12 protein-coding genes, 1 other RNA gene and 1 pseudogene are annotated in these 22,353 nt (G+C 42.0%); 9 read left to right on the top strand and 5 right to left on the bottom strand.

The window, feature by feature from the left end:
- The first annotated feature begins 71 nt into the window (after positions 1-71).
- From QXL17_03115 to rnpB, 6 genes are all read left to right on the top strand, one after another.
- A complete protein-coding gene (locus QXL17_03115; protein ID MEM4258125.1) occupies positions 72-9,551 on the top strand; it encodes a NosD domain-containing protein in 9,480 nt (3,159 codons plus the stop codon).
- 70 nt (positions 9,552-9,621) lie between these two features.
- A complete protein-coding gene (locus QXL17_03110) occupies positions 9,622-12,261 on the top strand; it encodes a PKD domain-containing protein (GenBank protein ID MEM4258124.1) in 2,640 nt (879 codons plus the stop codon).
- A gap of 71 nt (positions 12,262-12,332) precedes the next feature.
- Positions 12,333-12,527, top strand: coding sequence for a hypothetical protein (locus QXL17_03105; protein MEM4258123.1), 195 nt, complete (start codon positions 12,333-12,335; stop codon positions 12,525-12,527).
- Between the two features lie 102 nt (positions 12,528-12,629).
- On the top strand, positions 12,630-13,847 hold the full coding sequence (locus QXL17_03100; protein MEM4258122.1) for a PLP-dependent aminotransferase family protein: 1,218 nt from the start codon (positions 12,630-12,632) through the stop codon (positions 13,845-13,847).
- A 62-nt stretch (positions 13,848-13,909) separates the two neighbouring features.
- Positions 13,910-15,409 carry a hypothetical protein gene (locus tag QXL17_03095; protein ID MEM4258121.1) on the top strand — a complete coding sequence of 500 codons (1,500 nt, stop codon included), beginning with the start codon at positions 13,910-13,912 and terminating at the stop codon, positions 15,407-15,409.
- 145 nt (positions 15,410-15,554) lie between these two features.
- Positions 15,555-15,860, top strand: an RNA gene (rnpB, locus tag QXL17_03090) — RNase P RNA component.
- A 104-nt stretch (positions 15,861-15,964) separates the two neighbouring features.
- Here rnpB and QXL17_03085 read toward each other — a convergent pair.
- From QXL17_03085 to QXL17_03070, 4 genes and pseudogenes are all read right to left on the bottom strand, one after another.
- Positions 15,965-16,123: pseudogene (locus tag QXL17_03085) on the bottom strand (type II toxin-antitoxin system RelE/ParE family toxin).
- Entirely contained in the window at positions 16,120-16,338 is a 219-nt protein-coding gene (locus QXL17_03080) for a hypothetical protein (protein ID MEM4258120.1), read from the bottom strand. The pseudogene QXL17_03085 and the gene QXL17_03080 overlap by 4 nt, the downstream one beginning before the upstream one ends.
- Before the next feature lie 443 nt (positions 16,339-16,781).
- Entirely contained in the window at positions 16,782-17,042 is a 261-nt protein-coding gene (locus tag QXL17_03075) for a hypothetical protein (GenBank protein MEM4258119.1), read from the bottom strand.
- Positions 17,043-17,176: 134 nt separating this feature from the next.
- Positions 17,177-17,446: a winged helix-turn-helix domain-containing protein gene (locus tag QXL17_03070; GenBank protein ID MEM4258118.1), complete on the bottom strand. Its 270-nt coding sequence runs from the start codon at positions 17,444-17,446 to the stop codon at positions 17,177-17,179.
- 150 nt (positions 17,447-17,596) lie between these two features.
- Here QXL17_03070 and QXL17_03065 point away from each other — a divergent pair, with 150 nt between their 5' ends.
- From QXL17_03065 to QXL17_03055, 3 genes are all read left to right on the top strand, one after another.
- The gene (locus tag QXL17_03065) at positions 17,597-19,582 is read left to right on the top strand and encodes an oligopeptide transporter, OPT family (GenBank protein MEM4258117.1); all 1,986 of its coding nucleotides are present in this window, start codon (positions 17,597-17,599) and stop codon (positions 19,580-19,582) included.
- Between the two features lie 130 nt (positions 19,583-19,712).
- A complete protein-coding gene (locus tag QXL17_03060; GenBank protein MEM4258116.1) occupies positions 19,713-20,393 on the top strand; it encodes a hypothetical protein in 681 nt (226 codons plus the stop codon).
- 86 nt (positions 20,394-20,479) lie between these two features.
- Positions 20,480-21,124 (top strand): biotin transporter BioY, encoded by a 645-nt coding sequence (locus tag QXL17_03055; protein MEM4258115.1) that lies wholly within the window; start codon positions 20,480-20,482, stop codon positions 21,122-21,124.
- A gap of 59 nt (positions 21,125-21,183) precedes the next feature.
- On the opposite strand, the gene QXL17_03050 is transcribed toward QXL17_03055, so the two are convergent.
- A complete protein-coding gene (locus QXL17_03050; protein MEM4258114.1) occupies positions 21,184-22,227 on the bottom strand; it encodes a flippase-like domain-containing protein in 1,044 nt (347 codons plus the stop codon).
- Positions 22,228-22,353: the final 126 nt, after the last annotated feature.

The following is a 22,353-nucleotide window of genomic DNA, read 5'->3' as shown; positions in this document are numbered from 1 at the left end:
CTGCGGCGTATGGGTATACTGATCCGGCGTATATCGGTCATGATTGGTATTACACGTCGGAGAGTTCTGTGATGATTGAGTTTGGGGAGCAATGTCAGCATGATCTGTACTATTGGGCCAAGGATAACGTCTGTAATGCTGGTATCATTAGGATGCACACGTTCTTTGTTGATGCAGTGATGCCGACCACAGATATCCAGTTCCCAGGTCATGGATACTACCCGATTGCTGGTGCAGCCGCTGGTTATTTGAAATGTAACACGCCGTTTGTGATTTCTGCTGCTGATACTGGTCCCTGTCAGGCAGGACTTGAATATCTCCTCTGGAGATATGAGTACAATGGTGTTGAGTATCCAACAGGATCTGGTCCTGATGTGATCACTGGTGCAGAACTTGCTGCAACGTATGGGTATACTGATCCGGCGTATATCGGTCATGATTGGTACTACGCGGTAGCATCTTCAGTGCAGGTTCAATTCGCTGAGGAATGTATGCACACGCTCTACTACTGGGCGAAGGATAATGTGTGCCATCCAAGTGTGATTACGTCGCATGTTTTCTATGTTGATAATTCAGCTCCTGCTGTTGTGTTCATCCCGCCGTCTCATGGATACTACCGGATTGATGATGCTACTGGGTATTTGAAATGCAACACTGGTTTTACTCTTTCTGCAGTTGATCTTCCATCGAATAATTGTCATGCAGGTATTGAGTATGTTCTCTGGCGGTATGTGTATAATGGAAGTGAGTATCCGTCTGGCCCAGGAGCTGGTGTGATTACAGGTGTCGAGCTTGCTGCGGCGTATGGGTATACTGATCCGGCGTATATCGGTCATGATTGGTATTACACGTCGGAGAGTTCTGTGATGATTGAGTTTGGGGAGCAATGTCAGCATGATCTGTACTATTGGGCCAAGGATAATATCTGCCATCCAAGTCAACTATACCACCACACATTTATGGTGGATAACACGCCACCAGCCACTGATCTCACCCTACCAGCCGCAGGATACTGTGAAATCAACAACACTGACGGATTCATCAGATGCGGTGTTCCCTTCACACTCTCTGCAGCTGATACTGGTCCCTGCCAAGCAGGACTCGAATACCTCCTCTGGAGATATGACTACCAAGGATACAGTTACCCGCTTGGTTCAGGTCCTGGTGTGATCACCGGTGCAGAACTTGCAGCAAAGTATGGGTATACGGATCAGAACATCATTGGTTATAACTGGTATTACACTCCAGAAACCTCACAACAAATCTTCTTCACCGAAGAATGTGTGCATACGTTGTACTACTGGGCAAAGGATAACGTGTGCAACCCCAGTGACATCAAATCACAAGTCTTCCATGTTGACAACACGCCACCCATCATCAATAAAACTGTGAGTCAGCCTCGAGTCTACGCAGGAGTCGATGAATATGGTCATGATATCTGGTGGGTAACCACCGATACACAGATCTGCGTCAGTGCAGACGATTGTCCAGAAATCCCCTGTCCCTGTTCTTCAGACATGATTACGTTTAAATATCGTATCTGGTACCGAGGAAACTGGACTGACTGGATGACAACACCTGGTTGCTTCCGTTTCAGTGAACATTGCACCCATTACGTTGAGATTATCACCTCTGACTGCGTTGGCAACTACATCCTTGATAATGAGACGTTTATTGTCCATGGTGAAATCGGTGAACATCCAACACTTGTGAGCCCACCATGTGGATCAATAATTACCGATGATACACCAACCCTTGTCTGGCATCCAGTACCATCACAGCAGAACTACCGCGTAGAATGGAGTACTGATATCTTCTTTGGAACCTTCGAGTACGTTAATGTTACCGGGACTGAGTATACCTTACCTTCACTTGCAGATGGTCTCTACTACTGGCGTGTCGCGGTTATTTACACCGCAGGAAGTCTAGGTCAATGGTCAGATGTCTGCTCATTTACCATTAATGCTGGATTGCCCTGTTTCGATGTGGTGACCCAATCTGGCTGGTACAAAGGTATCATGACGATTACAACATTGAATCCGTCAGATGATACTCAAAAGATGGTGTTTGAATTCAGTCCGGATGAAGGGGACAGCTGGTATCCGATTGCTACTGACTGGTCCGCCCCATTTGAAACTGTGTGGAATACCAGAATGGTTTCTGATGGGACCGGGTATCAAATCAAGATCACAGCGTATGATTACGGTGGAAACACCTGCAGTCAAATTCTTGAGGACATCTACATCGATAATACTGCTCCATCAATGATGTTTATATCTCCAGAATACTTTGCTACAGTCAGCGGTATCGTTGACATTGTCTTCACAGTTGATGATGGAAACGGATGTGGTGTTGATTTCATCGAGATGCGGATCGATGGTGGTCCATGGTTCAACGTCGTAAGTCCCTATACGTGGGATACAACACTGGTTGATGATGGGTTACATAGTGTTATGTTGAAATCTGCTGATGTACTTGGAAATATGCAAACTACGCTTGTTCCGCTCTTTGTCTTGGTGAAAAACCATAATATCAGCGTTCCACAGGCACCACAGGTACGCATCATACACCCGGTTGATACGATGAGTTATAGTGGAACCATATCGGTAAAAATTGATGCGCAGGATGATGTTACCATACAACCAGATCTCGTAGTAAACCTTCTGGTCTACCGTGCTGGTGATCCAACGTTTACCTACAACGTCCCCTATGATTCCAGCTCTGGATATTTCATCATTCCTCTTGACCTTTCAGAATATCAACATGGAGCACAACTCACGTTATTTGCCTATGCAACCGATGAAGCATTCAACACAGGATGTTCTCTGCCGGTGACGATTTTTGTGGACAGCACTATCGGCTATGATCAATGGATGGTTCTTGGATGGAACAGTTTGGTTATCCCACCTGGTGAAATCGGATGTGGTACCTCAGTTGAACACGTCCTTGCATCACTTGATGGAAACTTCGACTGGGTGTACTATTATGATCCAGATATCGGCGATTGGTTGAGCTGGTACAAATACTGGGATCCCGTGTTCAACGATCTTACCGAGATGCAGACCGGTGTCCAATACTGGGTCCATATGGAGGTTGCTGATCGATTCTTTACGGATACCCATCCACCGATAGTTACCATCACTTCTCCGCTCAATGGAGAATATGTCAATGAGCTCCTTCAGATATCTGGTATCGCCTCTGATCTTGAGACCGGCATCGAGAGCGTCACCCTCATGATCTATGACACAATCACAAATACATATTGGGATGGTGACAGCTGGGAGGATACATCTTCATCTCTTATCTGCGCTGGAGCAGAGAACTGGTATTATGATTCAAGTATGATCCCATGGGAGAACGAACACATCTACTCGCTCTTTGCACAAGCACGAGATCTCGCAGGATGTGGAGGAACCACGACAGTATACTTCATCTATGATGATGTACGACCAGCCGCATATATCGACCCGATCAATCCGTATGTAAACGCAGCACCTGATATCACAGGTGGATCAGACGACAATCTGATGCTTGCGTATGTTAACGTGATGATAACCTACAACGATGGTGTTGATCAGTACTGGGATTTCGATGCTCATACCTGGACAACCATGGAAACCTGGAAGCAGGTTCCTCAGACAGGGATTCATGATACCTGGGATCTCACCGCAGATCAACCAAGTATCGGAGACTACACAAATAATCAGTTGTATTATATCTACGCGAAAGCAACCGATGCTGCTGGGAACCATGAATCAACCGCAGTGACAGCATTTCTCTTTGATGATCCGGTTCTTGGAAAACCCTGGGTAGAGATCGATGATCCTGATGATGGCGAAGTAAAAATCAGTATGGATGATGCTAATATCTTTGCCTATGATGATGAATCACCGATTGCTTCAGTATGGATCCAGTTAGTCGATGAGACTACGGGTCAATACTATACTGGTGATTCATGGCAAACCGGTGATCCTCAGTGGCTACCATGTACCTTTGTTGATGGCGATGAATGGAGCTACAACACGAACGAGCTTCTCACCAATGGACATGAGTATACTATCAGCGCACTGGCGTATGATTCTGCGACGAACCCCTCTGAGATCGTCACCCATGTCTTCAGCATCTACAACCAACAACCAGGTATGACCTTTACAAAATACGTTCAAAACCAGATATACTCCAATGATGTTGAAAGCGAACAAGAAGACTGGACTGCTGATGGCCTCTGGCATATCACCAGCAACCGGAGCAGTAGCCCAGATCATAGCTGGGCGTATAACGATGAGGATACGCATACCTACAACACTGGAGATATAGCGAACTCTGGTAGTCTTATCTCACCCCTTATTGATCTCAGTACTTCAACCTCTCCGCTCCTCACCTTCATGAGCTGGGAGCAGACAGAATGCAATGGTTTCTGCGGCTGGGATGCACGACAAGTCTATATCAGCAGTGATGATGGTCAAACATGGAATAAGATATGGGAGTCAACTGGTCCTGAGAACCAATGGTATGAAGTCTTCGTAGATCTCTCAGACTATGCCGGGCAGATGATACGGATTAAGTTCTTCTTTGATACTGGAGATTCAATAGCAAATAACTTTGAAGGATGGTATGTTGACGATATCAGCATTCGCTGGGATGATGAGGCAACACAGGCACAAGTTGGAGACATCGTACGGTTCAGACTCAGTCTTCACAATACTGGCGACTGCAACCTCGAAGATGCAACATTGGTTGACACCCTCCCTGCAGGTCTATCCTATGTTGAGGGTAGTACGAGTATAACTGTGATTACACCGGATAATATTTTCATATATAGTGGTCCTGAGGTGCAACCAGTTGTCATACTCAACCCTGACGAAACAACAACACTCCAATGGATTGAAAACACTGGGGTATATTACCTTCCACCGGGTAGCTCAGTGCATCTCGACTATGATACTACAGTTACTGCCTGTCAAGAACTCTTGACCAATACCGCAGAGATAACCGTGTATCCTGCATGTGGTGATCTGTTGTATGCTACCGATTCTGCATCGGTACTCATGTCCTGTGAGCCATCACTTGCTTTTGCCAAGCAAGTCTGGTGTGATGGGGAAGTTGGATACTGGGCTGATTCTACTGAGGCTGAACTAGGAGACACCGTTGTTTTCAGAATCAGCCTTCTTAATGATGGCGGCTGCATTTATGAAAATGGATACCTTATTGATTACCTCCCCGATGAGCTCGAATATGTTGAAGGAAACTCAGTGGTAACTGTTGAATACATGGGTGAAGTCTATGTCTACGATGGTGAGGAAGCACAACCACTCGTTACCCCCCGAGAAGTCGGTACGACTCTTGAATGGGAGGATATCTATGAGGAATTCTTTGTACCAGTTGGTGCAGTTGCCTACGTGGAGTTTGAAGCAACCGTTACAGGCTGCGGTGAGCCAGTTATCAATCTTGCAGATGTCACGGTTTGGCCAGTGTGCGGTGGCGTTATAAACCTGCAAGATACCGCATCTATATATGTCACCTGTGAAGCACCAGCCTGTATCGAACTCATCGCGGAGCATGTTGATGGCAGCGACTGGATAACTATTGAAGATGGGAAGCTCTCTATGGTTCACCGCAACTATGAGCCAATCACGAGCATCAGTATCAACGGCATCTCCTATACCTTAACGCTACCAGATGGGGTTCACTACCTTATCGATGGTGCCCCCTATATTTCAGTCCCTATCAGCTATCTTGAATCATTCAAAAAGCTCTATGGACGCGGATCTGTCGAATGGGATACCACGTATGGTCCACATACTATTCTTCTCGATGATGATGGACCTATGGGCGCGGATACGTATTGTATACAGCTCTGTGTTGCGGAAAATAACCCTCCCTATGAACCATATAATCCTTACCCATCTAATGGAGCAACTGAAATTCCGTTAGGGGATGAAACTGTCCTATGGCATGGGGGTGATCCTGATAGTGGCGATACGGTAACCTATGATGTGTACTTTGGTACAGATCCCTCTCCTCCGTATCGTACTACGGTTGGACCATTTGGGTATAATACGAATCCTATTTCCGTCAACTTCGGAGTCCCGATGACACCTGATACAACCTATTACTGGAAGATTATCGCATGGGATACTCATGGCGCATCAACAGAAAGCCCTCTCTGGAGTTTCACAACAATGGGGGAATCCACCGTATTTCATCCTCCTGTTGTTGAGATTACCTACCCTGAGGATGGTGGTAGCTTCAACTATCAACAAGCTGGATACTTGCACATAACAGGGTTTGCCTATGACCTAGACACCTATGTTGATAGTGTACAAGTACAACTCACCTATGAGTATGATGGTGTAACCTACTATTACACTGGCGCGGAATGGTCTACTGATCCGTTCTTCTGGGATGCTTATGGCACAGGTGCAGGCACACTAGCTGAACCGTTCCAATGGGGACTCATGATTGAACCAGGATTCCCATTAGCTTATCATCAATACTATGTGTATGCTCAAGCTTTTGATCATGACCTGGTACCATTGATGGGTTATGATACAAACATGTTCTGGTATCCAGAACCGCCACTGGTAAATCAACCTCCTGATATGCCTCATGATCCTTCTCCAGCTGATGGAGCTGTAAATGTACCTATTTATGGTACCATTCTTCAATGGTATGGTGGTGATCCTGACGGAGCTTCAGATACTGTTTACAATACGATTTATTTTGGAACCGAGTCAGACCCTCCGTTCTATAATGAAGAAGCACCCATGTCAGGATCAATCCAGTGGCATGGGTGGACTGTTGGGATTTTAGAGGAAGGCACAACCTACTATTGGAAGATCGTTGCCAGGGATGCAGGTGGATTGGTCACGGAAGGCCCCATCTGGAGTTTTACTACCGAAGAATTACCACCTACGGGGCTAGTTCATAACCTCAATACCGATGAATATTTTGACACGATTCAAGATGCTATTGATGATGAGGATACTTTAGAGGGTCATACTATTGAAGTAAGTACAGGAACGTTTTACGAAAATGTTGATGTGTACAAACAACTCACCCTCCGTGCAGCATCAACACCTGTAATTGATGCCATGGATGGAACAGGAATCACAATTCATGCTGAAAACGTGGTCATTGACGGGTTTACCATCACGAATGCACTGTGGGGCATCGAATGTTATGCTCTGGGTTTTACCATACAACACAACACCATCACCTCCACGTATGATGGGATTGTTGTTGACGTTGACAATATAGGTACTAATCTAGATGGGTCATCCGTCTTTACGGTCGGTGAATCAATCATCACCGACAACTCTATCACCGTGCTCGCCTGGGAGTACAGTGGTATTGTGGTTGATTGCAGTGAGTGGGGATATGGTCTTTATGATAGTGCTCTCTGTGACATCGGAGCATTACGAATCACCAATAATGTGATAACTGCTGATTACGGGGTCGACGTCTCTTCCTTTGACAGCATTGGTAGGAACATGCATGGATCGTCTCAGTTCCACTTTGGAGGAATTCATCTTATCAACAATATCATCACCAGTACAGCTCAGGGGATTACTTTCTATGAAATCACCGATCTCGGTCGTGATCTGTGCGATACCTCTGTTTTCACCTGCGATGGCTTCTTTGTCAATGACAACACGATCACAAGTGAGGATGATGGTATCTACATTCATCTCATGGATAACCTTGGGTTTTCACTCAATAATTATGCAACATTCACCATGGGGAATATCGAATTTCAGCGGAATACTATAAACGCTGAGAGAGGAATTGCATTCGAACTCAGTAGCACGGTTGAAATTGGAAGCTACCTGTTCGGTCATGCAAGTGTCGCCGTGGGTGACTTCCTTATCTGTGAGAACACTATGACCTGCGTGGCATCTGGCGCTTGGTTCTACGACATGTACCTTGGCTCCTACATGTATGATCAAGCATGCTTCACGATGGGTGGCATCAAGATGAACAAGAACCAGATCATCACACCCGGGGATGGTTTGTACCTTCAAATCCATGAGAGCGCTTATAATCTCTACGGAAGCTCCACGTTCACCCTGGGTACTATCGAGATCAACGAAAACACTATCCAGGGTTCTCAATCAGCAATAGCCTTGAAAATGTATGGGTTCGGCGACTTCGTCTACGGGGACGCTGCGTTGATCGTTGGTGATATCCTCATCAACAGTAACCAGATCAGTGATGGGAGGTCACGGGCTATCGAGGTGAGTTATGCTGATAACGTTATCATCAGTCACAATACAATAATCACCCAAAATAATGGAGGAGGAATCATTTCTTTCCGCTCTACCGCGACCCGTATTGAGGAGAACACGCTTCAAGGAAATAGTCCTGGAGTTGAGCTGTATGAGTCAGATAATTGTATCGTTTATGGGAATACGATAACAGAAGGTGGAAGCGACAGCTGGGACTATGGCATCGCCGTTTATTCTAGCTATGGTAATCGTATCTATAACAATTACTTGGGGAATCCGTACAATGCTTTTGATGACAGCACGAATACGTGGAATATTGATCCACCAGTTATGGGAACCAACATTATTGGTGGAGACTGGATCGGGGGGAACTACTGGAGTGATTACACCGGTGGAGATACAAATGGTGATGGCCTTGGAGAAACACCATATTTGATTCCTGGGGGAAGTAATCAGGATACCTATCCGCTTATTACGCCAAATAATGCACCTTTGACGCCTTCAAATCCTGTTCCAGCTGATGGTGAAACCGATGTTGTGATGATGGATGACACTGTAATACTTCGATGGTATGGCGGTGATCAGGATTCCACCGACCAAGTCCGCTATCATATCTCTTTTGGAGTAGATCCAAACAATTGGCAGTATGCCGCTGCAACCAGCTGGTGGCCTGCAACCATGACCGGGCCGTTTGATGCAAATCTTGGAATACTTATCGATCCTTCGACAACGTACTACTGGAAGATTGTCGCAGAGGATAACCATGGAGCAACAACCGAAGGGCCACTGTGGAGTTTCACAACATCAGGGATGCCGACGCTTGATTTCGGTGATGCGCCAGCATCCTATGCAACATCACGAATGAATAACGGTGCACGGCACTCTGCAAGGGCACCGTATATGGGTACGGGTGTCGATAAGGAATGGAACGGGCAACCAACAACCAATGCTGATGGTGATGACAACGATGGAAACGATGATGAGGATGGGGTAACACCCAATGGATTGTGGGTTGTTGGAACAACAGCATCTGTCAACATCGATATGACTTGGTCTCCTCAGGATGGATACCTCAATGCATGGGTTGACTTCAACCAGGATGGAGACTGGGATGATCCCAATGAACAGATATTCCTTAACCAACCACTGTTCCGAGGTGGTGTACGAACGTTAGATTTCTCAGTTCCACCAGATGCAATCTCAGGATGGACGTACGCCCGGTTTAGAATCAACTCAAATGGCGGTTTAAGTTACACCGGCTACGCGTTTGATGGCGAGGTTGAAGACTACTATGTCGAGATTACCTCCCTGCCGCCTCTATAAAACCGCTGCTTGCATACATTTAAATACTACAAAGAGAGTATAAACCAATAAAAAAATGGGGAAGACAACCATGAAGAACAAAAAAACTGTACCGATTCAAGTATATGTCATAGTACTGATGGTTTTAATCGTACCTATGCAAATAACCTCAGCATTACCACCACCACCTGATTACACTGTCATTGGCTACATCTACCTCAACGGTGTCCCGGTCACACAAAACGGCGATGTCATTATTTCAAATAGTTATGGACAATACTACGTTCGCAGCATTACTCAACCAGGTGGTATTTATAAAAAAAGTTTTCCGCGAACATTCGCAACCTACGGGGAAACCATTTATTTTAACGTGAGACTTGGGTACAACTATTACACACCCGTAGTGAATCCTTCGTTTACCATTCCTGATCAACCACCAGTACTTACACCATATCAAATTGATCTGTATCTGAGTACCTCTACGAACCGTGCCCCGTACCAACCAACGAATCCTTCGCCAAGTAACGGTGCAACTGGAGTGGGTTTAAATCCGACCTTGAGTGTAACAGTCTCAGATCCTGACGGCGATCTACTTGATGTTTACTTTTACAATGCTGCTACCAATGAGCTCATCGGATTAGCAACCTATGTGGTAAGTGGGAGTACCGTATCGATCGTCTGGCCAGGACGTGCACCAAATACCCCCTACAGTTGGTATGCAGTTGCCAGCGATTCCCTACTTCAGAATACGTCATCAACGTGGAGTTTCACCACGATGAACGGAGGCAGTGGAAACAATCCACCGTACCAACCACAAACTCCAACACCGGTGAATCATGCACTCAATGTTCCAGTTACTGGCACCATATTAGGTTGGACTGGTGGTGATCCCGATGGCGATCCTGTGACTTACGATGTCTACTTTGGAACGAGCAACCCTCCGACAACCAAGGTCTCAGCGAATCAATCAGGAACCACCTGCAACCCCGGCGCTCTGGCCTATAGTACCTCATATTATTGGAAGATTATCGCATGGGATAACCATGGGTATTCTAATGTTGGTTCCGTGTGGGATTTCACCACGATATCTGCACCAAATAATCCCCCATATACTCCAGGAAATATTACTCCCGTGGATGGTGCAACCGGTCAAAGTATCAACACAGATTTGAGCTGGACCGGTGGTGATCCAGATGTTGGTGATACGGTTACCTATAGTATCTATTTCGGGGTAGCATCAAATCCCCCGTTGTACGATACCATCACAAGACCCGCAACAACACTTCAGCTTACCTATGATCTCCCCACCCTCTTGGTAGGGACTCAGTATTTCTGGAAAATCGTCGCAACTGATAATCATGGTGCTACCGTCACCAGTCCGATTTGGAGTTTTACTACTGTACCCCCTGGTGATAATGAGCCGCCATCAAATATCACTGGACTCACCGTAACCGATGCTCATGATGGAAAGTTAAACATTGCATGGAATCCTGCAACTGATAACGTTGCAGTAAGCCATTACCAAATCTATAGAGATGGCGTCTTCCTATTGAATCGTACGACAACGTCGTACCAAGATACTGGGTTAACCAATGAGCAATCCTATGCGTATCGAATCAGAGCAGTTGACACCAGTGGGAATCTTGGTCCTCTCTGCGCACCGGTAAGTGGTGTGCCAACCGCCTCAAATCCAGGAAGCGGAGGTGGTGGAAACGGTGGTGGCGGTGGCGGTTCTGGCGGAGGCTCTGGAGGCGGCGGAAGTATCAATAAACCACCTGTTGCTGATGCTGGCGGACCATATACCGGTTTTGTTGATGAACAGATAACGTTCAATGCGACTGGCAGTTATGATAACGACACAACCAATATTATTACTCGATATGACTGGAAATTCTTCGCTGATGATACATGGCATAGTAATATCGGACCAAAACCAACCTATACGTACACGCAACCAGGAACATACCTAGTAACCGTGCGTGTCACTGATGATGAAAATTCAACTGCAACTGATACTGCTCTTGTAACGATACTTACAGGAAACAATCCTCCGACACAACCAACAATAACTGGACCAGCATATGGAGAAAAAAATAAACAGTTAGAATATACTTTTGTGGCAACAGATGCAGACAATGATGCTCTTCAATATCATGTCTCTTGGGGTGATGGTGAAACAACAACGACAACGTTTTTCCCCAGTGGAACTGAGATAATCCAGATACATCAATGGGCAACTGCGGGACGATTTGTCATCACCGCAACAGCGTTTGATAATCAAACAGAGTCAGGATCATCAACATATGTTGTTCTCATCGATGCGCAGTATGTTGGAACCTATGGTTTCCTTATCGATACTGATGGTGATGGAATCTACGATCGTTTTTATAGTAATGCAACCAGTTCTGAAACAACACCTCAAAAACTTTCAAATGGTCATTATATACTAGATATTGATAACGATGGAATCTGGGATATTGACTACGACCCTCAAACCAAGACGATAACTACCTACACTGAGCAGCCGTCAGAAGCGTCAAATGCACTGCTTATCTTTGGGCTGTTACTTCTTGTTCTTGCGGTACTCGTTGGGATACTCATTCTGGTCGGTATGAAAAAAAGAACAGATCAACAACAACTGCAGCCTCAAACTGAGAAACAACCGTCAAATGAAAATAAACCAGAGACAAAAAAAGAAGACAAAACAGGAAAAAATCAAAAGAAAAAATAAACCATACGGAGAACTGAGAACAACAGGCAAAAATTATATAAACATCTAGTAAGCTTATCTATTGTGAGTCTATGGAAGAAACAATTATTGATACAACTGAAAGTAGTTGTATGTTTGTCGAAGGGAAAAAAACAGTTTCTGCTGATGAACAGTTAGCGTTATTCATGCATAAATTTAATCTTGATTGGGATACGGTTGAGGTTATGCCTGCTTTTGAACAGCATTGTAAAGCGCTTTTCTGTTCACCAAAACAAGAAAAACAATGAGCCTGTATATCATTAAAAGTTTATCAATTTTTTTACAGTTTTTCATAACGAAATCCATATAAAATATCAGAGTATACCAGGGTCAGACTCGGGGTTTTTTTTATGGATATTGACCGGTTGTATTCTGATCGAGCAGGGAAGATGAGGAAATCAGAGATTCGAGAATTGTTAAAAGTTGCTCAAGATCCTGAGGTTATTTCTTTTGCGGGGGGTCTTCCAAATCCCAAATCATTTCCCATTGATGATCTCCAGAGTATTATTCATTCTGTTCTCAAACATCATGGACATGCAGCATTGCAATATGGAACAACGAAAGGAGAAAAAATGATCCGACAGCAACTCGCGGAACGTGCGCAGAAAGATGGCATGAAAGATGTAACTGAGGAACATATTATTATCATGAGTGGCTCCCAACAAGGCTTAGATACTGTGGGAAAAATGTTTCTTAACCCTGGAGATGTTGCATTGGTCAGTCTTCCAACGTATCTTGGTGGTATAAACGCATTCCGATCGTATGAGGCAAATCTCCTAGGGATTCCTATTGATAAGGATGGAATGCGTCTTGATCTTTTGGAAGAAAAAATCAAAGAACTTCTAAAAAAGGATATTACACCAAAGTTTATTTACACGGTTCCGACGTTTCAAAATCCTGATGGAACCATTATGCCTGAACAGCATCGGAAAAAGATCCTTGATCTTGCCAATGAGCATGATCTTCTCATTGTTGAAGATGATCCTTATGGCAAACTCAGCTATGATGTTGCCCACATTAAACCAATCAAAGCATTCGATGACGAAGGACGTGTTATCTATATGTCAACGTTTTCAAAAATCCTTGCACCAGGATTCAGACTTGCATGGACCATTGCATCTGAAGAGATAACACGAAAACTTGAGATCTGCAAACAAGCATTAGATCTCTGTACGAGTACATTTAATCAATATATTGCAAGTGAATTTATCAAGAGCGGTTCTCTTGATCTTCACATCATGAAAATCTGCGAGATGTACAAACCAAAACGAGACATCATGATGAAAGCTATTAAAAAATACTTTCCTGAGGGGTGTAACTATGTGAAGCCAAAAGGTGGTATGTTTGCTTGGGTTACCCTTCCTGAAGGTATCGATACTGAACTTATGTTCCTTGATGCTATCAAAGAAAAAGTTGCCTACGTCCATGGAAAAGCATTTTGTGTTGATGGTGGTGGTGGTCGATCATTGCGACTCAACTTTTCCTATCCGACAAACGACAAAATTGAGGAAGGAATCAAACGTCTTGGAACGGTCATAGAAAAAAAACTTACAGCGGTATGTACGTGAAAAAAAACTTTTTCATCGTTGGATTCATACTCTGTTTTTTGTTTAGTATATTTTCTGGTTGTATGTTTTTTCAAACAACTGAGTTTCAGTTGCTTTCAACGCAAATGTTCGATGAAGATGGTTTTTGTTGTCTTGGGCTGTTCTTCAATACTAGTGATTTCATTGTTCTTCAACTTATGAACACTACTGGGAAACAGATTTTTTCTGAGACTTTTTACCAAGGAGAACATTACCGTTCGGTACCACTTGCAGAGTACCGACAGACGCCACAATCAGGAGTATACACACTTAACGTCTTTGATAAAAAAAATACACTCATTTTTAAAAACGAAATGAGTTTTTTCCAACGAAACGTGACGATAACACACATTGAAGATTATTGGTGGCAGCATGATACCACCTATGCGCTTGTCGGTTTCAACATCACTTTCTTTAACCCTGGTGATTTTCCGTTATATCCTTCAAAAGGAACTGTTACAATACATGAGAAAAGTACTTCATCATTACTTCTACCAGCTGTTTTAGAACCGATGCAGACAACACAGAGTTCATGGTTTGTCTTTGTTGACGTGCTTCCCTATCAGAATCTCCAAATTGATCTTGCTCTTTTCACCAATGATGATCAGCAACTCATCCATACAACGATCAACAGAATTCCTTCGAATTTTGTCCAGGATATTGCGTATTCATGGTACTACGAGGGAAACTTTGAGATACACATACCAAACATACCGTTTCTCTCTTTGTATTATCACACCAAAGATCGTATTATTCTTGAGGATTATGCAGTTTATGTTTTTGATCCGTATGATGATCCCTATATTTCACTTGTTACCAAGCAATTACAATCACTTCAAAAAACCATAGGGGAGATAGATACCATTAATTATATTGCATCATTTGTCCAACATCTTCGATATGCTGAGGATGATCCACATGATATAACTGTTGAATATCCTCGGTTTCCAATTGAGATGCTTTTTGATAAACAGGGAGATTGTGAAGACAAAGCGATTCTCACTGCTGCACTTCTTGACTCGCTTGGTTTTTCTGTTGCGTTACTCAGACTGCCAAATCATATGGCTGTTGGAGTTCAAACCATGCAACCCCTGGAGTCTCAGTCCTATTATGTTGAAAACTATTATTATCTTGAGACCACTCGGAGTCGTTGGACACTTGGTCGCATTCCAGAGGAGTATCAGAAATTAACTGACATTACTCTCTATCCAATTTCGAATCGTCCGATTCTTCTTCATCAGTGGAAAAACGCAACTCATATCACTGAAGGAAAAACTAAAGAATATGTCGTTCTTTGCATATATATTGTAAACTATGGTCGAACAACTGCAGATCAGGTCGTACTTCAAGCAGGTTTTGTCGACAATCGCAGTATCATGTATAATCCACGATCGATCGCTCTATATAAGGTGGTACCGTATTTGATACAACAAACCAAACTGATTATTGATGTTCCTCATGAGGTATCAACGGTGTTAAAAACCCGGCTCTTTTTTAATGATACTATGGTTCATGAAAAAGAATCAACAAGTCGTTTTTCATAACAACAAGAGATAGGGTGAACTTAAGACCGTTTCAACACAAACTATCTGGAGAGAAGACGTATGATTAAATCCGTAAGTTGACAGATTCACAACGAGAAGAGCAAACTATTTTATATATCTCATGTAATCTATTGTGTTTGCTGCTGGGTGTCGGTGGACGGCTGACGGTAAAACATACCTGTATGTTTTGCTGAGGAAAGTCCTCTCTCACTCTGAATCAGGAAACCATGTAAATGGTTAAAGCGAGAGCTTTAGCAGAGGTACAGAAACGACACAGTCCTTGAACTATGCGATGATTCATTGGATGATGAGGTCTTCAAGGAATTTGATGAAACGACCAATCTGCTCCTGGAGCAAGCCCAAACATCGGGATCAGTTATTCAGACTGCTCGTAGGTAGGGCGCATGAGACAAATGCCGTTAAAACAGAAAGAGGCTTACGGCCTACACCCAGCACCTTACATGTTTCCATAAATGTTTTTTCTATGACCGATGATAAAACAAGAATGACTAGTTTTTCTTTTTCAATTTCTAAAATAACTCTATAATCGCCCACGCGTAATTTATATCCAGGATCATCTACAAGTTTTGTTATATGTGCTTCTGGTCGTATTCTAATTCGTTGTAAAGATTTGATGATTCGTTCTTGATCGACTTTCTCAAGTTTTTCTAATTGTTTTTTTGCTTTATCAGTAAAAAAGATTTGGTAGGTCATAGCCCCAGCTCTTTCTTTACTTTAGCAAGAGAATGCACTTTACCAGCTTTCGCTTCAGCACGAGCAGCAGCAAGTTCCTTTTTTGTTTGTGTATTTAATTCTTCATTATCTTCAATTAAATCCCAAATGACCTCTTCGTAGGTCTCTTTATCAAAAAATTTCCTTTTTAAGAGCTCTTTCTGTAATCTTTTACTTATCTGAATTGAAGTTTCCATAGTATAATATAGTATGTTATAGAATATAAACATTTCGCTATTTTATTTTGTTACTTCGGTCACACGTATCTTCAAAAAAATTCAAATTTTTCTACTGTTGCAAAGAGGCTTACGGCTTACACCCAGCACCTTACATGTTTCCATAAATGTTTTTTCAGTGGTCACTCCGTAGAACACGAATGATTATTTTTTCTTTTTCAATTTCTAAGATCGCTCTATGATCTCTCATGTATAATTTATATTTCTTTCGAGTAATCAATTTTTCAAAACAATGAAATAGATTTTCTTGGGCGGAGTGAATTTTTTCAAAATTCTTTTTCCTCTTTAATCTTCCTGACTTTGTAAAGCAACATCACCATAAATGACTGAATGCATTCAATTAAAGCCCCGTCGATATTTTACTTCTCCTTCACTGACGAAATGAGTCCCTTTTATGTTAGTGTTTAATCTTCTAAAAAGGTTTGAATTTTCTTTGAGAGGAATACTTTTGCATTTTTTTTGGTTCGACGAACTGAAAGAATATGGTTTGAAATCAATTCACTGACAATTCGATATTTGGTCATATGGCTCAAGGTATTCTCGACCCCCATCTTTTTACATAATTGATCGGTCATTCGAATCACGCTTTCAATGCTGCGGCTTACGTTTTTGGAATGTTTGATAAATAAAATAGTAACAAGACTTGCATAGGTTGATGATTTCATCTGGTAGACCTCCCCAGAAAATCAATTATTTTTTATATCACAGGTGATACAAAGCATGATATATAAATGTATGTGAAAGATGCTTCTATGGGCAAAACATGTACGTTCGATACAATAAAAAAGCCCGGCGTAACTTATTCAAAATATGATAACGTTTTGTGGATCATTGTTCGTAATTCGTTTCCTTTCGGAGTCGTCACATAAACTTTATTTGGTTCACCGTGATGATTGATAACGACATTTTCACGAAGAATGTTTTTTTTAATCATGAAGTCAAGATACTGTTGAAGCTGTGTAAAACTCATATTACTTTGATAGAGAAGTTCGGTTTTTTTTACCCCATTTTTTGATATGTCAAGAATTTCTCCAATAATCTGTATCTCAGATCGTCGTTTCTGAACCATAACAAACACTCCTCGTAAAGCACTAACTTGGAGGTTATTCGATGAACATTATATAATATTTTTTATTAAATTAAAAAAAATATCTATGAATCGAACGACAATTACCTTTTAATACTCTGAAAACTATATTTATATGAGCGTTGTAATAAAATGTCACGGGAAAATTTCAAATCATATATACCATCAGAGGCGCTGCTTCCTGAATTAACGCTGAAAGCAATGATTGTTGGCATTTTTCTTGCAATCATTCTCGGTGCAGCAAATGCATACCTAGGACTTTATGCAGGCATGACTGTTTCAGCAATCATTCCTGGAGCAGTGATGGCACTAGCGCTTATGAAGCCATTCAAACCAAACATCCTTGAAGTTAATATTGCAACCATGGGTGCGTCTGCTGGTGAATGCATTGCAGCAGGTGTTATATTTACAATACCTGCCTTGCTCCTCCTCAACGTTTGGACTGAGGTTAACTACCTTCAAACAACTATGATTGCTCTTATCGGCGGATTCCTCGGTGTTCTTTGGATGGTACCATTGCGAAGGGCACTTGTTGTCACAACAGATCTACCATTTCCTGAAGGAATCGCAGTTGCAACAGTCCTCACCAGTACAGTTGGAGAAGAAAAACAAGATAAAGAAAAGATCAGTGGTATCTGGCTGCTCATCGGCGGTGGAACTGCAGCTTTATTCAAATTTGGACAACTCTCACTCAATATATTTAAAGATACCATCGATGGTATGATATCACTTGGAAAATATACGATAGCCGGGCGCCAGCATGATGCATGGTTTTATGGAGGTATTACTACTTCACCAGCGCTCCTTGGTGTTGGATGGATCATTGGACCAACCGTATCTTCGTATGTACTCGTCGGTGGGCTTATCGGCTGGGTTATCATTGCCCCATTGATCATTTTTGCACAGGGTTTACCGATTCCGATAGATGGATACGAAAGCCTTGGAACTCTTATCGGCGGTTTTTATACTGTATGGGGTGAACAAGTGCGATATATCGGCGTTGGAGCAATGCTTATTGGTGGGCTCTGGGCAGTTTATACTATCAGAAACAATCTCGCAAGTAGTATTAAAGAAGCAATTCTCGGGATAAAAAGCGGTGGAAAATCCATAAACAAACAACGAACTGATGATGATTTAAGCTATAAACTTGTGTTCATTGCGATTTTCGCCATGGCGGTCCCTATTTTTTTCCTCTATCAATGGCTTTCAGGTTCTCTCATCATATCCTTTTTCATGGCATTCATAACAATCTTTCTTGCATTCATTGCTAGTGCTCTTGCAGGATACCTTACAGGTCTTGTAGGATCATCAAACTGTCCAATATCAGGAGTAACTGTCATGGTACTTCTCATTGTTAGTATCATTATGCTCATTTTTGGATCAACGGGACCACAAGGTATGGCAGTCGTTATTTTTATCTCAGCAATTATTTGTATCGGTGGGTCGATTTCAGGAGATTTGCTCCAAACCATGGCATCGGGGCATATGATTGGTGCAACACCAAAAAAACTACAACTTTCCATGATTGTTGGTGTTCTTGCTATTGGAACAACCATCGGTCTAATTATCGGACTTCTTCATCAAGCATTCACGATCGGGAGCACACAACTTCCTGCACCGCAAGCATTTCTCATGAAAGGAATTGTCCAAGGAGTTCTTGGTGGCGATATGCTCTGGCCGTATATTCTTGCTGGTGCGGTACTCGCCTTAATTCTAATCCTGATCGATCTCCCGGTATTACCCGTTGCAATCGGCATTTATCTTCCATTTACACTTTCCATTCCAATTTTCGTCGGCGGAATCATCAGATATGGAACTGACAAAGTAGTGCAAAAAAAATATGGTGATGATCGTGAAGAGATCAGCGACTGGGAACTAGCTGTTAAACAAACCGATATCACCCCAAAGGAAAAAACGATACGAACAGGTCTTCTTTTTACTGCTGGTCTTGTTGCTGGGGAAGCACTCATGGGCGTTGTCGCTGCTGTCATTATCGTTCTTGGTCTTAATCTCTCCCTCATTCCTGATGCGCCATGGTATCCTGGTTTGCTTATTTGGATTTTTGTTGCAGTGTTGCTTCTCTATATACCACTACGAACAACGTTCAAAGAAACCTAACCATCCTCTGAAAAATCGAGGTTGCCTGATTTTTAAGAAATATTTCCTTCTGAACTATCAACTATATCAACCTTTTTATACTCATACGATATATCGTATTTTGATACAACTATAAAAATTGGATGGGATTATGGAAGCGACAGAATCGTTCTTAGAAAGTACTTCAGGAATGCCCAACCAAGGGATACCTGGAGAAGAAGGTAAAAAATTTATTGAACTTCAGAAAATATCTGTTATTGAAACAATTCTTACTACAGCGCTTGCTGCTATTGTTGTTGCTTCTCTTTTTTATCTAACCAATGCAGACCTCTACAGCACTATAGCACAATTCTGGTTTTATTTTGCTTTCCTTATAGTACCGGGAGGATGCTTTCTTCTTGTTGTCCATGCGTATACCCTTTTTGAAACCTACACTGCAAAAAAAAGAATCATCCCCTTTGTGTTAGATACAACCTACTTTTTATATCTGATCCCTTCATTCTTAACAATTTTTATTCTTGGCATCTTGTATACGCAGTACGGAATATCGTACAAATTATTTGCTCCAGGATGGTTTGTTGCAGTTGCATTACTTTTTGTTGAACTCGCTATCGTTTTTGAACTTTCACGAAATATCACTGTTTCATTTTTTAGGTCACGTTTTTCTCATTTGTTCCCGTCTGTTCAACAAAAAAAGGTTCAATCAATACCACAATATAAAATTGATCGATTTCAAAAGCCTAAAAGGAATATGGTTTTTTATTTGAGAAAAAAACCTGAGACCAGCCGATGGTCTGATGATGATTCGTTTGTTCGGTATCAACATCTATAAAAATCAAGCGAAAAACAAATAAAAACCTCATGTATACCTCCAACAAGATATTTTCATCGTAAGAAAGAAGAAAAGAAGGGAATTTTATGGAAGTAAATCTCTATATAAATAAATTCAAAGAAGTTCGGTTCAATTTTTACCGATGGCGATATGAACTTGGTTTTGTTGAAAAAATGATGCTTGCTCTTGGATTTGCGTGTCTTACAGGTCTTCTTGCCCAGATCAGGATTAGTCTACCTTGGACACCGGTACCAATTACAGGTCAAACCTTTGGTGTTCTCCTCGGGGCAGTAATCCTTGGAAAATGGGGTGGAATTAGTCAAGGATTCTATGTGGGAATTGGAGCAGCAGGTGTTCCTTGGTTTACCGCAGGGAATGCAGGTTTTGCGTATCTTGCTGGACCAACTGGCGGGTACCTTATTGGTTTTATTGTTGCAGCTTTCTTTGTTGGTTATCTTGTTGACCGATATGTCCAAGCGCGCAATCTTATAAGCATGTTTGGACTTATGTTGTTTGCAAATTTTGCCATCGTTTATGGTATTGGTATGATCTATCTCTATGGTTGGTTGTCACTTTCTGGTGTTTCGATTGATATTATCGGTCTTCTCATGATGGGGATGATACCGTTCATTATCGGGGATACAACAAAAATCATCCTCGCAGCGACCATAGCATATGGTATTACACCAAAGACATCCTACACTACCAACCGTGATGCTAAGGTATTATAACGGTACTATCACAAATTCATTGCTTTCTTCTTTTTTTTCATTTTCAATTTTATTAACAATTACGTTTTTGTATTCTCCTCAGACTCTAGTGATACTGAAGTAAATGATCGAAAGATCTTATATTGAAAGACAGCACCAACTATGACCTGCATATGATACGATATGAATCGAAAGAGAATAACAAAAACACCAAGGACATAACTATAATTCGAACCGAGAATCATACCATAGAGTGCAGCCATGCCTCCTTCAGTAAGACCGCTACTGCCGGGTGTTATGGGAAGCATTACTATTATTAATAGAATCATCTGAGCAGCAAACGATTCAACAATCATTGGAGGTAACCCTAATCCTACGAGCAGCAATGAAGGGATCATAAAACCAGTACACCAATACAATACAGTTAACAAACCAACCGCTACTAAAGTTTTTTTCCTATGTGAGACAAACAGGTTCATACTTGTATGAAAGTTGTCAACCTCTTGACTGATTGTTTTAACAATTTTGGTCTGTTCAGTGGTATCTTGTTTTCTTAAAATACGGAAAATTTTTTTCTCAAGTTGAATTAAAAAAGATTTTGTTTTTTCAGGATTCCGTACGGCATAAATAAAAAGAAAGATGAGCAATAAAAAAACGATGATGCCAACAAGAATACCTACTCGAATAATGTTTAACTGAATTTTATCTTGGAAAATAAAGAAAGCGAACGGTATGCAGAGAAGGATAAAAACCGCATCAATAAAACGTTCACTGAGGACAACCGCTGTAGCACATCCAAGATTCAATCCTTCTTTTTTTAATAGATAAATACGAACCGGTTCTCCTCCAACCATCGATGGAGTTATTCCTGCTAGGAACAGATTGGCAAGGACGATTTTTGTTGAGCAAAATACAGTAACAGGATGACGCGAGTCAAGTGTTCGACTCAATATAGAAATTCGTGCACCCCAGATAAACCACGCAAGAATACTGAGAAGTACAGCAACTAGAAAAAATTCATACTTAATTTTTGTTTGAGACAGATATTGAAATGTGTTAGAATCAACGGTGAACATTAGGATAAAAACAACGATCACAATACTTATAATCGCGCTAAGGAGCATGTATAGTTTCAAACGTTGTTGCTTTGTCTTATCTGCAAGCACAAGAAACGTTAATATGTCCTATCTATTATAAGTTCTTCCCTTCGAAAGACGCTATAATCCAACAGGTAAGAGATGTACAACATT

It is taken from the genome of Candidatus Thermoplasmatota archaeon, from assembly GCA_038884455.1.
Classification (GTDB): Archaea; Thermoplasmatota; E2; order DHVEG-1; family DHVEG-1; genus JAWABU01.
The sequence above is the reverse complement of the archived record's forward strand: the minus strand, read 5'-3'. Positions and strand labels throughout refer to the sequence as shown.